This is a genomic window from Bradyrhizobium sp. IC4059 (genome assembly GCF_020193615.1).
Lineage (GTDB): Bacteria > Pseudomonadota > Alphaproteobacteria > Rhizobiales > Xanthobacteraceae > Bradyrhizobium > Bradyrhizobium yuanmingense.
On the sequence record NZ_JADYVH010000001.1, the window covers coordinates 279980 to 293828 of the forward strand.

The following is a 13849-nucleotide window of genomic DNA, read 5'->3' on the forward strand; positions in this document are numbered from 1 at the left end:
GAGATGTTCCATGCAAGCCATGACTCTGCCTCTCTCTCAGCTGTTCGCGCCGATGCTGGGCATCTTTGCTGCGATGTATCTGTTGGCGCCGACCTTTCCGGTCGCGCGCCCTTGGGCGCGTCTTGCGGTCTTTGTTGTGGTTTGGCTTGTGGTTGCCCACTATCTCGAATGGCGTATTTTCACCACAGTGCTGCCGGCAAGCGGGACCTGGTATCAGGTCGGCTGGATCTGGTTCTGTCTGTTCGTCGAGCTTCTGACTTTCACAGATCAGTTCATTCTCTATCTGACGTTCCTTCGCAGGACCGATCGCCGAAGCGAAGCAGATCAGCACGAGCGTCGGCTTCGCAGCCTGCCGGATGATGAGCTGCCCTCGGTCGACGTCTTTATTCCGACCTACGACGAGCCATTCGAGGTGCTGGAAAAGACGATCACCGGCGCGCTGTGCCTGGACTATCCGAACGTCCAGGTGTGGGTCTTGGATGATGGTCGCAGGCCTTGGCTCAGGGCACTCTGCACGCAAAAGGGCGCCGGCTATCTCACGCGCGCCGACAATTTGAATGCCAAGGCGGGCAATATCAATCATGCCCTGACCAAGACGAGCGGCGAGTTCTTCGCGATCTTTGATGCGGATTTCGTGCCGCAGCGCAATTTCCTGATGCGCACGATGGGCTTCTTCGCTGATCCAAAGGTCGGAATCGTTCAGATCCCGCACGCCTTCTACAATGAGGACCCGATGCAGGCGAATCTCGGCCTGCACAGGGGACTGCCGGACGAGCAACGGTTCTTCTTCGATTCCATCATGCCCGCGCGCGACGGCTGGGATGGTGCCTTTTGTTGCGGGTCCAACTCCGTCACGCGTCGCGCAGCACTCCGCGCGGTAGGCGATGCCTTGCCGACCCAGTCCATTACGGAAGACATCCTGCTGACGCTCGTCCTGCTGCGCAAGGGATACGTCACCCGCTATCTCTGCGAGCCGCTGGCGATTGGACTGGCGCCGGAAAGCCTTGATGCCTTTTTCGTGCAGCGGCAACGCTGGGCGCGTGGCGCGATTCAGACGCTGTACCTCGCCGCCGGTCCGCTCGGCCCCGGACTGGGCTTGATGCATCGGCTCCTCTTCTTTCCGACGCATTGGCTCTCATTGGGCTTGCGGGCGCTCATGGTCGTGGTGGTTCCGATCGTGTTCATGTGGACCGGCTTGGCGCCTGTCGTCGATGTCACCCCCGAATCGGTGTTCTACTACTTGTTCCCCGCGATCCTGGCGCTCAACGGCGGCATCTCCTGGTTCGCGCCGCACGTGCATTTTCCGCTCGCCGCTCAGGTGTCGGCGACGATCCAGAGCTTCAAGATATTGCCGACGGTGCTGGGGACTCTCGTCAAGCCGGCGGGACATGCGTTCAGGGTGACGCCGAAGGGCGCTGCCGCGCGGCGCGCAAGTTACGCTGCGGAGATATTCTGGCCGTCGGCGGTCTTGATGGCGTTGACGGTTGTCGGTGTGGTTCTGAACACGATCCCGGAATGGCGCATCATCGATCATCCGGCGGCTCTACCGATGGTCGCCTTCTGGTCGGTCGTGAACATCGTCGTGCTTTTCTTCGTCTGCATGACCTCGCTGCAGGCGCGGATGGGACGTACCGAGGAGCGTTTCGACATCGACGAAACTATCTTGATCCAGACCGCGACCGGCGAGCAGCTTTCTGGACGCGTGAGCAACATCTCCCTCTCTGGCGCCGGCGTTCTGCTTGGCTCCGGTATTGACTTTCCTCGCGCCGGAGAACCGCTGCGCGTGCACATCATGCAGGTCGGATGGGTCGATGCGGTGATTGCGCAACAAAGGGGCCGGCTCATCGGGGTGCAGTTCAAATTGCCGCAGTCGCTTGAACGAGACCTGCTGATCCGCAAGCTCTTTACCGTCGCCCGTCTGAAGCGGAAAGGTGTCGTCGCGTGCTCGGTGAATAGGGCGATGCTTAAGAACATCTGGTTGATGGCCGCACCGTTGCCCCACATTGTTGCAGGCGGCGCGAAGCCCGCGTCGGTCTCGCCGACCGAGCGTCTGCCGGCAGAGAGCATGGTCATTCGGCCTCAACCGCGGACAGACGATTTTGCACTTCTTGCCGGAGCTCGAAGCCTGCATCCGACGAGTTTTACTGAACCTGGCCTTGGCCGAGTGGCCGGCACAGTAATCGAAGCCGTCGCGCCGAGTTGATTGCTGTGTTGTCCTTCTCGCCGGACCAGTCCATGCGCTATCGATCGACGGTCAAGCCGCTCATCGATGCCGTCAATCTCCTTCCGGTGTTCTCCCAAAAAATCACAAGCGGAACGAGCAACCATCCTTTAGCCCAAGGCGTTTACGGGGTTGAGGGTGCAGGGAGCATCTCTTGATCGATCACCGCAGCGATCTTCGGAAGGGGCGTCTGACGCTCTGGGCCTCCGCATTCGTGGCGGTCGCTTGCTTGGCGATTGTCGCGCTCAGCGGCTGGCGGGAGTGGTCCCAGCGACAGACGCTGCTGAAGGGCTCCGAAACAGACGTGGCCAATCTGGCCCGGTCGGTGACGCAACACGCGGACGATACGTTCGAACTCGCGGACACCGTTCTCAATGTGTTGGTCGGCCAACTCGAACTCGAGGGGACCAGCCCGGCGGCGATCGCGAAGATTCAGACCTTTCTTTCCCGGCGCAAAGCCGCGAACCGCATTCGAGCTGTGTTCGTCTATGACGAGACCGGCCGCTGGCTGGCAACCAGCGAGCCCGTGGATTTCGCCGGACTCAACAACAGCGACCGCGAGTATTTCCAGCATCATCGCGCCGTGGCTGAGCGAGGAACCTTCATTGGGGGTCCAGTGAGGAGCAGATCGGGGGGGCAATGGATCATCACTGCGTCAAGGCGCTTCGATCATCCTGACGGCAGTTTTGCCGGAGTGGCTCTTACCACGATCGATGTCGACTATTTTTTACAATTCTATCGCGGATTCGACGTTGGCCAGAACGGCTCAATTGCACTGGCGACCGCGAAGGGCGTTGTCCTCGCGCGTAGCCCGGACAACGGATATACGGGTCGCGATCTGTCGAATGCACCGCTTTTTAGGAATTTCCGCGAGCGGCCAAGTGCGGACGTCTACTACTTCACGTCGCCTCTCGACGGCGTTCGGCGTCTGAGCTTTTATCAACTCAGCAGTCGCTACCCTGTTGTCGTGGTTGCGACGGAATCGGAAGACGACGTCTTGGCCCCCTGGCGCAAAGCGGCGCTGACGCGCGTGGTTGCGGTGCTGGGACTGATAGGAGGGCTCGCTGTTGCGGGGGTTTGGCTGGTGCGCCAGTTGCACATGCGGCAGAAGATGGCCGCTGCTCTGATCGCCAAGGAGGCGGATTTTCGTCTCCTCGCGGAGCAGTCGGGAGACATGGTCATGCGTATAGCGGCCGATGGACGGATTCTCTATACGTCGCCGTCCAGCGCGCGAGTCCTTGGCTGGGCTCCGAACGAATTGGTGGATACGTCGGCCCTCGCCGGCATAAATCCGGCGGATCTGGCGCGGGTTGAGGAGACGATCTCCGCGTTGATGAACGGCGAAGCCGAGGAGGCGAGAATCACTTATCGCACTCGGCATCGCGAGAAAGGCGAGGTCTGGATCGAAACCGCGCTGCGCGTCGCCAGGAGTGCGCAGAGTGGAGACATCAACGGCGTGGTGGCGATCTCGCGCGACATGACCGAACGTAAGGACCTGGAGGATAAGCTGGCGGCTCTCGCCAGTTCGGATGGCCTGACGGACTTGGCAAACCGCAGACACTTCGACGAGCGGCTAGAGGCGGAATGGGACCGAGCCAGGCGCGAAGGAAGGCCTCTGTCACTGTTGCTGATGGATGTCGATCATTTCAAGAGTTTCAATGATCAGTACGGGCATCAGGCGGGCGATGCATGTCTCCGCTCGGTCGCCGGGGTCCTGGCAGAACAGGCCCGGCGACCAGCAGACTTGGCCGCTCGGTATGGTGGTGAGGAATTCGCCTTGCTGCTACCAAATACGGACACGGGAGGGTGCGAGCAGGTCGGCGAGCGAATCCGGCAAGCGATTCAAGACCTCGGCATCCTGCACGCGCTCAACCCGCCATCCAAGCAGGTCACCCTCAGTATTGGTGGCGCCACACATATGTCGTTCGGCGATAATGCTGATTTCACGTCGTTGATAGCGGCCGCGGATAAGGCGCTCTACGCCGCCAAGGAGAGCGGGCGCAACCGCCTTGTGATGTCAGGGCAAATCATCGCGTGGCCCAGCGCGATACGAGCTTGAAGAGTAGCTCTCGTGCGCCGCGGCGTGCGCCTCACGAATTCACGTGCACGAAATCCCGCAGCAGCGGATAGATCTCGTTGTTCCAGCGCTTGCCGGAGAACACGCCGTAATGGCCGACGCCGGCCTGCATGTGGTGGACGCGGCGATAGGCGCGTACGCCGGTGCAGAGGTCCTGGGCGGCGAGCGTCTGGCCGATCGAGCAGATGTCGTCCTTCTCGCCCTCGACCGTCATCAGCCCCATGCGGCTGACCGCCCTGGTGTTCACCGGACGGCCGCGATGCATCAGCTTGCCTTGCGGCAGGAGATGCTCCTGGAACACGTCGCGCACGGTCTCGATGTAGAATTCGGCCGGCAGATCCATCACGGCGAAATATTCGTCGTAGAAGGTCTTGATGGTCGCGGCCTTCTCCTTCTCGCCCTTGGCGATGTGGTTGGCGAGGTCGAGATGCTGCTTGATGTGGCGCTCGAGATTCATCGAGACGAAGGCGGTGAGCTGCACGAAGCCGGGATAGACCTTGCGCAGAGCGCCGCGGCACTGCACCGGCACGTAGTTGATCAGATTGCGCTCGAACCATTCGATCGGCTTGCTCTTGGCGAATTCGTTGACCCTGGTCGGCTGGATCCGTGTGTCGATCGGGCCGGCCATCAGCGTCAGCGTCGCCGGGCGCGAGGGATGGTTGTCCTCGCACATGATCGCGGCGGCCGCGAGCGCGGAGACGGACGGCTGGCAGATCGCCACCATGTGCGGGCGCGGCCCGAGCTGCCCGAGGAAGTCGATCAGGTGCTCGGTGTAGTCGTCGAGCCCGAAGCGGCCCTCGCTGCGCGGGATGTCGCGCGGATTGTGCCAGTCGGTGATGTAGACGTCGTGGTCCTGCAGCAGCGTCTTCACGGTGCCGCGCAGGAGCGTGGCGAAGTGTCCGGACATCGGCGCAACCAGCAGCATGCGCGGCTGCTCGGCCACGCCGTGTTTCCTGAAGTGCAGCAGCGAACCGAACGGCGTCGCGTAGGCGATCTCCTCGCTGACCGCGACCTCGCGGTTGCCCACCATGACTCTGTCGATGCCGTAGGCGGGACGGTCATAGGTGAGGGTGGAGCGCGAGATCAGCTCCAGCGCGGCCGAAAGCCGGCCGACCACTTGGTCCGATGAGCCCTGAGGCACCAGATTGAGGAATTTGAGTGCGGACGAAGCCCCCGCGCGCCATGGCGCCGTCAGGTCCATGTGGTTCTGAAAAGCCTGATAATACATCGACATCATACTGAAGCGCCCACTTGCCTCCTGTCGTGATGCAATATCGAAGCCAGACGGGAGCCGGACCGCCCGGAAAATTGGCATGTCGCTTGCTGCGCCCCGTCGGGTAGGCACAGATCACGGGCACGCACGCGCGGCGGTGCGTTGCCCAGGCGTGAGGGAAGGGCTCTATGGCGAAGGCGACACTGACCATCAGCAGCAAGAACTACTCGTCCTGGTCGCTGCGTGGCTGGCTGCTGACGAAATTCTCCGGGCTCGATTTCGAGGAGATCGTCACCGCGCCGGACGATCCGTCGGCGCGTGCGGAGATCCTGCTGCTGTCGTCCTCGATCCTGGTGCCGTGCCTGCGGCACGAGAGCGCCGTGGTCTGGGACACGCTGGCGATTGCCGAATATCTCAACGAGGTCATGCCGGACGCCGGCCTGTTGCCGGCCGACCGCATCCAGCGCGCCCATTGCCGCTCGATCTCGGGCGAAATCCATTCCGGCTTCACCACGCTGCGCGCCTCGCTGCCGGTCAACCTGAAGGGGCACTTTCCCGGCTTCAAGATCTGGTCGCGGGCGCAGGCCGATATCGACCGGGTCTGGTTCATCTGGCGCGACTGCCTGGAGAAATCGGGCGGTCCCTTCCTGTTTGGCGAGAAGCGCACCATGGCGGATGCGATGTACGCTCCCGTCGTAACGCGCTTCGTGACCTATGACGTCAAGCTCGCACCGCCGCTCAAGGCCTATGCCGACACCATCATGGCCATGCCCGAGATGCAGGAATGGGTCGCGGCGGCGAAGGAGGAGCCGGCCGAGATCGAGGAGCTCGAGGTCGAATATTAGGCAGGCGTTGCACGGCCTGCCTGTTTCGAGGGCGGCGGCCCTCCGCTGCGGACCGCGGCGCTATGCCCTTGCAACAATTAACCTTTGGACCCGGCGACAGGCGCCTGCGATCCGGCCGGCTGCGCAGATATTGTGCGCGCCTGCCGAACCGCAGCGAGATCTAGCCGTGAACAGGTGCGTACAAGGCGCTTCGGCTGATTCGGACGTGATTCGTTCGGGCCGCGTTCCGAAGGTTAAAGCGCAGCGCGGCCCCGTCGCATTTTGAAACAGACACCGCCTTCAGGCGGCCCCGCGCTGCTTCAGGCGCGGCAGGCGCCAGCCGATCACGGTTGCTTCCACCGCAATCCCGGCCTCGTGGTTTTGCCAGCGTCCTTCGACATAGCGGCAGGCGAACGGCAGTTGATACGTCCCGCTGTGATCCTCGCACAGCACTTCAAGTGGCAGGCCCGGCGGTGGTTCTCCGGCGCCGTCGAATTCCGCCAAACGTCTATCGCGCGTTGCCATTCCAAAAATCTCCCCTAAACAAAGCCGCGGAGAGCGCCCACTTCTCCCGCATGCGGTTCACTGCTCCCCGTCCCAGGGGAACGGGCCCAAGCTCAACGCGAGAATGCGGTGCGAGTGTGGTAGCCTCACGCTGCAGCGCGCAAACAGCGCACATTGATGTGATCGACTGGCCGAGGAACTTTCATGCTGCTTCGAAACGCCGGAATTTGTTTCGCAATGTTGCTGCTCGCCACGCTGGCGCCTCTGCCGGTGCTCGCGCAGGACGTGCCCGGCATCGAGATCTGCACGGTCGAGAAAACCATGGAGCGCCGCACCAGCTGCCTCCAGAGCAATGTCGACTTCCTGCAGAAGACGATCACCAAGCTCAGCCTCGACCATCAGCAAAAGCTGGATGTTGCCAATCGCCAGATCGATGCGCTGAAGACAGCCATCGCCGGCCTGCAGAAGACGCTTCTCGATCTCCAGGCCGCGCAGGCGAAGACCACTGAGGATCTGAAGAAGAAGCAGGATGCGCCGCCGGCGAAGGATGCTGCGAAATAGGCGCCTCGATCACGCGACGCGATATCGCTCCATCACGCCACGATCGGGCTCGTAGCCGAGCCCGGGACCCGCCGGCACCGCGACATGGCCGCTTGCATCGACATCGGCGCGGCCGCCCCAGAGGCAGGCTTCGCGCTTTAAATAGAACATCTCGACCAGCCCGTCGTCGCGCGTCGCGAGCAGATGCAGCGTCGCCAGCAGGCCCGGGCCAAAGTAAGGCGAGTGCGGCACGATCCTGATGCCGAGCCGATCGGCCAAGCCTGCGACCTTCAGGAATTCCGTGATGCCGCCGACCTTGATGACTGACGGCTGGGCGTGGCTGACCGCGCCCGCTTCCATCATCTGGCGGAATTGATATTCGGTGCAGGCATTCTCGCCGGCGGCAATTCCGAGCCCGCTCTTGCTGCGCACCTCGGCAAGCGTGGCGAAGTCTTCCGGCGGCCAGACCGGCTCTTCCAGGAACATCGGCTGCGCGTCGCGGCATGTCGCCGCGAAAGCGATCGCCTGGTCCCCGGTCAGCGGGCAGTTCATGTCGACCATCAGTGGAATCCTCGGACCGATCGCTTCGCGCGCGGCAAGCACCGCAGGCGTCGTGGTCTCGTGCAGCTTGATCGCGCCATAGCCGAGCGCGAGCGCCTTCCTGCATTCGGCGGCGATGTTGTCGGGCGAGCCGATCCGGAGCAGGCTCGCGTAAGCCGGGATCGCCGTGCGCCTGATCTCGCCCAGCAGGCGGTGCAGCGGCACGCCCGCGACCTTCGCGGCGAGGTCCCACAATGCGATATCGAGCCCGGAGATCGCGAACATGGTGATGCCGTAGCGGCCGAACAGATGCAAATTGCGCTGGATCTGCTCCATCACGGCGGGGATGCCGGCCGCATCGGGCACCTCCAGCCCGCGGGCCTGCGGTGCGATCATCTCCTCGACGGCGCTGCGCGTCGTGCGCGGGCAGACATAGGCGAAAGCATCGCCCCAGCCGGTCAGCCCGGCATCGGTCGTGACCTCGACGAGGACCATGTCGAGTGCGGTGATGGCGGACGCGCCCTGGCGGAAGCTCGCGACACCGGCATCATAGGGGATGCGGATATGGTGCGCCCGCACATCGGTGATTTCCATGACCCGGTTCCTCTTTCTCGTGAGCGGTTTCGGCGAGTGTAGCCACGAACACCGGGGCGTTGCCAGCTTCCATTGACCGGCTATCCTCATGCAAACGACAGCAATGCCGATCAAGCAAAGTGATGCCGATCGGCGCATCATCACCGCGCTTCGAACGAGAGCCTGAACCGCCATGAATCCAGCCCAGCGCGCGCTCTGGTATATCGAGAGCCATCTGGCCGAGCCGATGACGCTCGACGAGATCGCTGCGATCTCGGGCGTGTCGCGGTTCCACATTGTGCGTGCGTTTGCCGCAGCCGTCGGTCTGCCGGTGATGCGCTACGTGCGCGCGCGGCGGCTGACGGAGGCGGCGCGCAGTCTGGCAAAGGGCGCACCTGACATCCTGTCGCTGGCACTGGAGGCGGATTACGGCTCGCACGAAGCTTTCACCCGCGCGTTCCGCGACCAATTCGGCACCACGCCCGAAGCGGTGAGGGCGGCAGCGTGCGTCAACCAGCTCAGGCTACAGGAGCCGATCCTCATGGATTCCACCATGCTCGACCATCTTGCCCCACCGCGTTTCGAGACCGCAAAGGCCTTCCTCGTCGCCGGTTGCGCCGAGCGCATCTCCTGCGACAACGGTGCCATGATCCCTGGTCTGTGGCAGCGCTTCAATCAGGAGGTCGCCGACATCCCCGCGCGGGTCGGTCACGTCGCCTACGGCGTCTGCTGCAACGGCGATGATGCCGGCAATTTCGATTACATTGCCGGCGTCGAGGTCGCCGATTTCTCCGACCTGCCGCGCCGCTTCGGTCGCATCCGCATTCCGGAGCAGCGCTATGCGGTGTTCACGCACAAGGATCACGTCGCCTCGATCCGGCGCACCGTCAACACGATCTGGAATCAATGGCTGCCGGCGTCTGGCCTGAAAGCCGCGGACGCGCCGAACTTCGAGCGTTATGACGAAAAATTCGATCCCGCGACCGGCAACGGCGGCTTCGAAATCTGGATACCGGTCAGAGAATAACACGCAACGCTGGCATACCGTCCCGCTTGCTTGGCAAGCTCCGGCGACTTTGCCATAACCGCAGGCAAATCTTGCCTGCGGGGGCCCGTGCCGGACATCCCGCGCAAGCCATAACAAGCCGCCGGGAGGGTCTCCAATGTCCAACGTCCGCGTTCTCGCCACCGACCTCGAATTTCCCGAAGGGCCGGTCGTGATGCCGGACGGCTCGGTGGTGCTGGTGGAGATCCGCGGCCAGCGCCTGACGCGTGTCTATCCCGACGGCCGCAAGGAGATCGTGGCGAAGATTCCCGGCGGCCCGAATGGCGCGGCGCTCGGACCCGACGGCAAGATCTACATCTGCAACAATGGCGGCTTCTCCTGGATTCCGGCCGGCAAGATGATCATGCCCGGCCCGCAGCCGGACGATTATCTCGGCGGCGCGATCCAGCGCGTCGATCTGCAATCCGGCAAGGTCGAGACCGTCGTGACCAAATGTGGCGCGCACGATCTGCGCGGGCCGAACGACCTCGTCTTCGACAAGCACGGCGGCCTCTGGTTCTCCGATCTCGGCAAGCGCCGCGCGCGCGATATGGACGTCGGCGGCATGTATTACCTCAAGCCCGGCATGAGCGAGATCGTCGAAATCGTGCATGGCGTATTGCCGGCGAACGGCATCGGCCTGTCCCCGGACGAGAATACGGTCTACATCGGGGAGACGCCGACCGGGCGGCTTTGGGCCTATGAGCTCTCGGCGCCGGGCACGCTCAAGCCGCGCGATCCGATCTATCGCGGCGAGCGCGGCCAGCCGATCTGCGGCCTTGGCGGCTACCAGATGTTCGACTCGCTCGCGGTGGAAGCGAACGGCAATGTCTGTGTCGCCACGCTCGTCTCCGGCTGCATCTCGGTGATCGCGCCCGACGGCACCCTGGTGGAACAGGTTCCGACCGGCGACCGCGTCACCACCAACATCGCCTTCGGCGGCCCCGAGCTGAAGACCGCCTACATCACGCTGTCGGGCAAGGGCGAGCTGATCGCCATGGACTGGCCGCGCGGCGGATTGCCGTTGAATTTTCTGAACAAGTGACAATCGCGTAAAACGCGATTGTCATCCCGGGGCTATGCGGAGCATAGAACCCGGGATCTCGAGATTCCGGGTTCGGCTCTTCAAGCCGCCCCGGAATGACAATCATAAGGAACGATAGAATGCCCTGGCCCGATCCCGTCACCCTGCGCGGACAGCATGCCCGTCTCGAGCCGCTGTCGCATGACCATCGCGAAGGGCTGGTCGAGGCGGTCAAGGACGGCGAGCTGTCGAAGCTGTGGTACACCGCAATCCCGTTGCCGGAGAACATGGGCAAGGAGATCGACCGCCGCTTAGGCCTGCAGGCCGCGGGCTCGATGCTGCCCTTCACCGTGTTCGATGCCGGCGGCCGGATCGTCGGCATGACCACCTACATGAACATCGATGCCACCAACCGCCGCGTCGAGATCGGCTCGACCTGGTATGGCAAGAGCGCGCAGCGCGGCCCGCTCAACACGCAGTGCAAGCTGCTGCTGCTGCGCCATGCCTTCGAGACGCTGAACTGCATCGCGGTCGAGTTCCGCACGCATTTCTTCAACCACCAGAGCCGCCGCGCCATCGAGCGCCTGGGCGCCAAGCAGGACGGTATCCTGCGCAGCCATCAGATCGCGCCGAACGGCACGCTGCGCGATACTGTCGTTTACAGCATCACCGCCGCCGAATGGCCGACGGTGCAGGCGCATCTCGAATTTCAACTCAACGACAAGCCGCGCTAGGGGCGGCCGAGGGACCATGGATAGATTTGATTATGTGATCGTAGGCGCGGGCTCCGCCGGTTGCGTGCTCACCAGCCGGCTCAGCGAGGACCCCAACACCTCCGTTTGCGTGCTCGAGGCGGGCCCGTCCGACTGGCATCCTTACATCCATCTGCCGGCGGGCTTCATCAAGACCTTCCACATGAAGAGCATCAACTGGGCCTACCAGCAGGAGCCCGGTCCGTGGACCGGCGGGCGCAGCATCTACGCGCCGCGCGGCAAGACGCTCGGCGGCTCGTCCTCGATCAACGGCCACATCTACAATCGCGGCCAGCGCATGGATTTCGACACCTGGGCGCAGATGGGCAATCGCGGCTGGGGCTATGCCGACGTGCTGCCCTACTTCCGGCGGCTGGAGAAGCGGATCGGCGAGGGCGAGGACACCTATCGCGGCCGCGACGGCAGCCTCATCGTCACCACCATGAACTGGCGCGATCCGCTCTGCGAGGCCTTCATGGAAGGCGCGGTCTCGCTCGGCATTCCCCGCAACCCCGATTACAACGGCAAGACCCAGGAAGGCGTCTCCTACTGCCAGCGCACCATCAACAACGGCCTGCGCGTCTCCGGCGCGACCGCGTTCCTCAAGCCGGCGATGAAGCGGCCCAACGTGCATGTGCATACGCATGCGCACGCGACCGAGATCATCTTCGAGGGCAAGCGCGCGGTCGGCGTGCGCTACATGAAGGGCGGCCGCGGCGGCCAGCCGGTCGAGGTGCGCGCCAACAAGGAGGTGATCCTGTCCGGCGGCAGCTATAATTCGCCGCAGCTGCTGCAGCTCTCCGGTATCGGTTCGCCCGACCTGTTGCAGCAGCACGGCATCGCCGTGCGTCACGCGCTGCCTGTCGGCGAGGGCCTGCAAGACCATTACGCCCCGCGCACGGTGGCGCGCGTCAAGGACATCAAGACCATCAACGAGCTCCGCCGCGGCTTCTCGCTGTGGATCGAGGCGTTGAAATGGGCGACCCAGCGCAAGGGCCTGCTGTCGCTGTCGCCGACCATGGTCTATTGCTTCTGGCATTCCGGCGAGAGCGCCGAGAGCTCCGACCTGCAGCTCACCTTCACGCCGGCTTCTTACAAAGAAGGCGTGCAGGGCCAGCTCGAGGACGAGCCCGGCATGACCGTGGCGTCCTGGCAGCAGCGTCCCGAGAGCCGCGGCTATGTCCGGATCCGCTCCAGCGATCCGTTCGCGCCGCCGATCATCCAGACCAATTATCTCGACGCCGAGCTCGACCGCCGCGTCATCGTCGGCGGCATGAAGCTGGCGCGGCGCCTCTTGAAGAGTGCGCCGCTCTCGCCCTATTACGCCTACGAGGATTTCCCCGGCCCCAACGTCAACACCGACGACGAATTCCTAGCCGCCGCCACCCAACGCGGCACCACCACCTTCCACCCCGGCTGCACCTGCCGCATGGGCCCGGCGGACTCGACGTGGGCGGTCGTCGACGACCAGCTCCGCGTCCACGGCCTCGAAGGCCTCCGCGTCATCGACGCCTCCGTCATGCCACGGATGATCTCGGCGAATTTGAATGCGTCAACGATGATGATCGCCGACCGCGCCTCCGACCTCATCCGCGGCAAGGCGCCGATGGAAGCCGCAAGGATTCCGGAGGCGGCGGTGGCGTGATATCTTCGTAGGGTGGGTTAGCCAGCGGCGGCGCGAAGCGCGGCCGTAGGCGTAACCCACCGTTTCTTTCGATGTGAAAACGAGCCGTGGCGGTTACGCCTTCGGCCAATCCGCCCTACGCGCTTCACCGATAGGCAAAACGCCAAATGCCCCAATCCGGCGCTGAGCGGCAATCCGTTGGCCAGATTGCCATCTGCGGCATCGTCTTTCTCTGCACCGCTATTCCGCTCGGTCTGCTGCTCCGCGTGGGCTGGCGCGATTGGACCCTCTTTGCCGGCCTCTGGGCGATAATGTACTTCATGGGCGGAGTAGGATGGTTTCCACGGCGCACACCAGTTCAAAAGGCCCTCTCATATGGTCTGCTCGTGGCACGGTGCTGCCGGCGCTGGAGTGGGCGGCGACGCTTCACGGCCCGTAGCCCGTCGGACAAAACACCCCGTCACCTCGTCAACCCCTTTCCATAAAAATATTCCGCTTTACCGAAATTCGGAATTGCGGCATAGATCGAAACAGCCCGGCTCACGAAAGAGGGGCGGTTCGCGAGTCGTTCGAAACGCGGGCCGGGTTGCGGTGGACGCGGCAGCGTCGGCACGATGGGTGCGGGCAGGGCGGGTAGTCCCTGTGAGCCCGAGGCCCCGTGCAGACGAACGGCGCTGAAGTCCGGCGAAGCCTCTTGGCGAAGCCGGATGAGCTGCGTACGGCAAAACCGTGTGGTCCTGGCCGTCGTTGCTACGGTCAAGCCTCTTGCGGAGATGCGCGCCAGCCCAACCGGGCGGACGGCATCGTCAATTCGCGGGGCGAGGGAGGCCAGAAGGAATTCGGCTCCCGGGAGAGCACGGCATAAGCCGTCCGACCATCGCGCAGGGAAGGCCGAGTGATCGGCGACACCTG

Annotated in this window: 11 protein-coding genes; 8 read left to right on the forward strand and 3 right to left on the reverse strand. The window is 63.6% G+C overall.

Annotation, left to right across the window (positions count from 1 at the left end):
- Positions 1 to 10: 10 nt before the first annotated feature.
- Together I6F12_RS01260 and I6F12_RS01265 are read left to right on the forward strand one after the other, a co-directional pair.
- Complete coding sequence (locus I6F12_RS01260) at positions 11 to 2203, forward strand: glycosyltransferase (RefSeq protein WP_225112146.1); 2193 nt, start codon at positions 11 to 13, stop codon at positions 2201 to 2203.
- 172 nt (positions 2204 to 2375) lie between these two features.
- Positions 2376 to 4280 carry a diguanylate cyclase gene (locus I6F12_RS01265; protein ID WP_225155322.1) on the forward strand — a complete coding sequence of 635 codons (1905 nt, stop codon included), beginning with the start codon at positions 2376 to 2378 and terminating at the stop codon, positions 4278 to 4280.
- A gap of 31 nt (positions 4281 to 4311) precedes the next feature.
- Here the strand turns inward: I6F12_RS01265 and phaZ are convergent, their stop codons facing one another.
- Positions 4312 to 5535 (reverse strand): polyhydroxyalkanoate depolymerase, encoded by a 1224-nt coding sequence (phaZ, locus tag I6F12_RS01270; RefSeq protein WP_225155323.1) that lies wholly within the window; start codon positions 5533 to 5535, stop codon positions 4312 to 4314.
- Positions 5536 to 5699: 164 nt separating this feature from the next.
- On the opposite strand from phaZ, the gene I6F12_RS01275 reads away from it, so the two are divergent.
- Positions 5700 to 6356: a glutathione S-transferase family protein gene (locus I6F12_RS01275; RefSeq protein WP_036013147.1), complete on the forward strand. Its 657-nt coding sequence runs from the start codon at positions 5700 to 5702 to the stop codon at positions 6354 to 6356.
- 279 nt (positions 6357 to 6635) lie between these two features.
- Here I6F12_RS01275 and I6F12_RS01280 read toward each other — a convergent pair whose 3' ends face one another.
- Positions 6636 to 6860, reverse strand: coding sequence for a hypothetical protein (locus tag I6F12_RS01280; RefSeq protein ID WP_036028537.1), 225 nt, complete (start codon positions 6858 to 6860; stop codon positions 6636 to 6638).
- A gap of 183 nt (positions 6861 to 7043) precedes the next feature.
- Here I6F12_RS01280 and I6F12_RS01285 point away from each other — a divergent pair, with 183 nt between their 5' ends.
- Positions 7044 to 7400 carry a hypothetical protein gene (locus tag I6F12_RS01285; RefSeq protein ID WP_036028535.1) on the forward strand — a complete coding sequence of 119 codons (357 nt, stop codon included), beginning with the start codon at positions 7044 to 7046 and terminating at the stop codon, positions 7398 to 7400.
- A 9-nt stretch (positions 7401 to 7409) separates the two neighbouring features.
- On the opposite strand, the gene I6F12_RS01290 is transcribed toward I6F12_RS01285, so the two are convergent.
- On the reverse strand, positions 7410 to 8513 hold the full coding sequence (locus I6F12_RS01290) for a mandelate racemase/muconate lactonizing enzyme family protein (RefSeq protein WP_036028533.1): 1104 nt from the start codon (positions 8511 to 8513) through the stop codon (positions 7410 to 7412).
- 172 nt (positions 8514 to 8685) lie between these two features.
- On the opposite strand from I6F12_RS01290, the gene I6F12_RS01295 reads away from it, so the two are divergent.
- The 4 genes from I6F12_RS01295 (at position 8686) to I6F12_RS01310 (ending at position 12958) form a co-directional block, all read left to right on the forward strand.
- Complete coding sequence (locus tag I6F12_RS01295; protein ID WP_225155324.1) at positions 8686 to 9519, forward strand: AraC family transcriptional regulator; 834 nt, start codon at positions 8686 to 8688, stop codon at positions 9517 to 9519.
- 136 nt (positions 9520 to 9655) lie between these two features.
- A complete protein-coding gene (locus tag I6F12_RS01300; protein ID WP_225155325.1) occupies positions 9656 to 10582 on the forward strand; it encodes an SMP-30/gluconolactonase/LRE family protein in 927 nt (308 codons plus the stop codon).
- Between the two features lie 119 nt (positions 10583 to 10701).
- The gene (locus I6F12_RS01305) at positions 10702 to 11295 is read left to right on the forward strand and encodes a GNAT family protein (protein ID WP_225155326.1); all 594 of its coding nucleotides are present in this window, start codon (positions 10702 to 10704) and stop codon (positions 11293 to 11295) included.
- A gap of 16 nt (positions 11296 to 11311) precedes the next feature.
- The gene (locus tag I6F12_RS01310) at positions 11312 to 12958 is read left to right on the forward strand and encodes a GMC family oxidoreductase N-terminal domain-containing protein (RefSeq protein ID WP_225155327.1); all 1647 of its coding nucleotides are present in this window, start codon (positions 11312 to 11314) and stop codon (positions 12956 to 12958) included.
- Positions 12959 to 13849 lie beyond the last annotated feature (891 nt).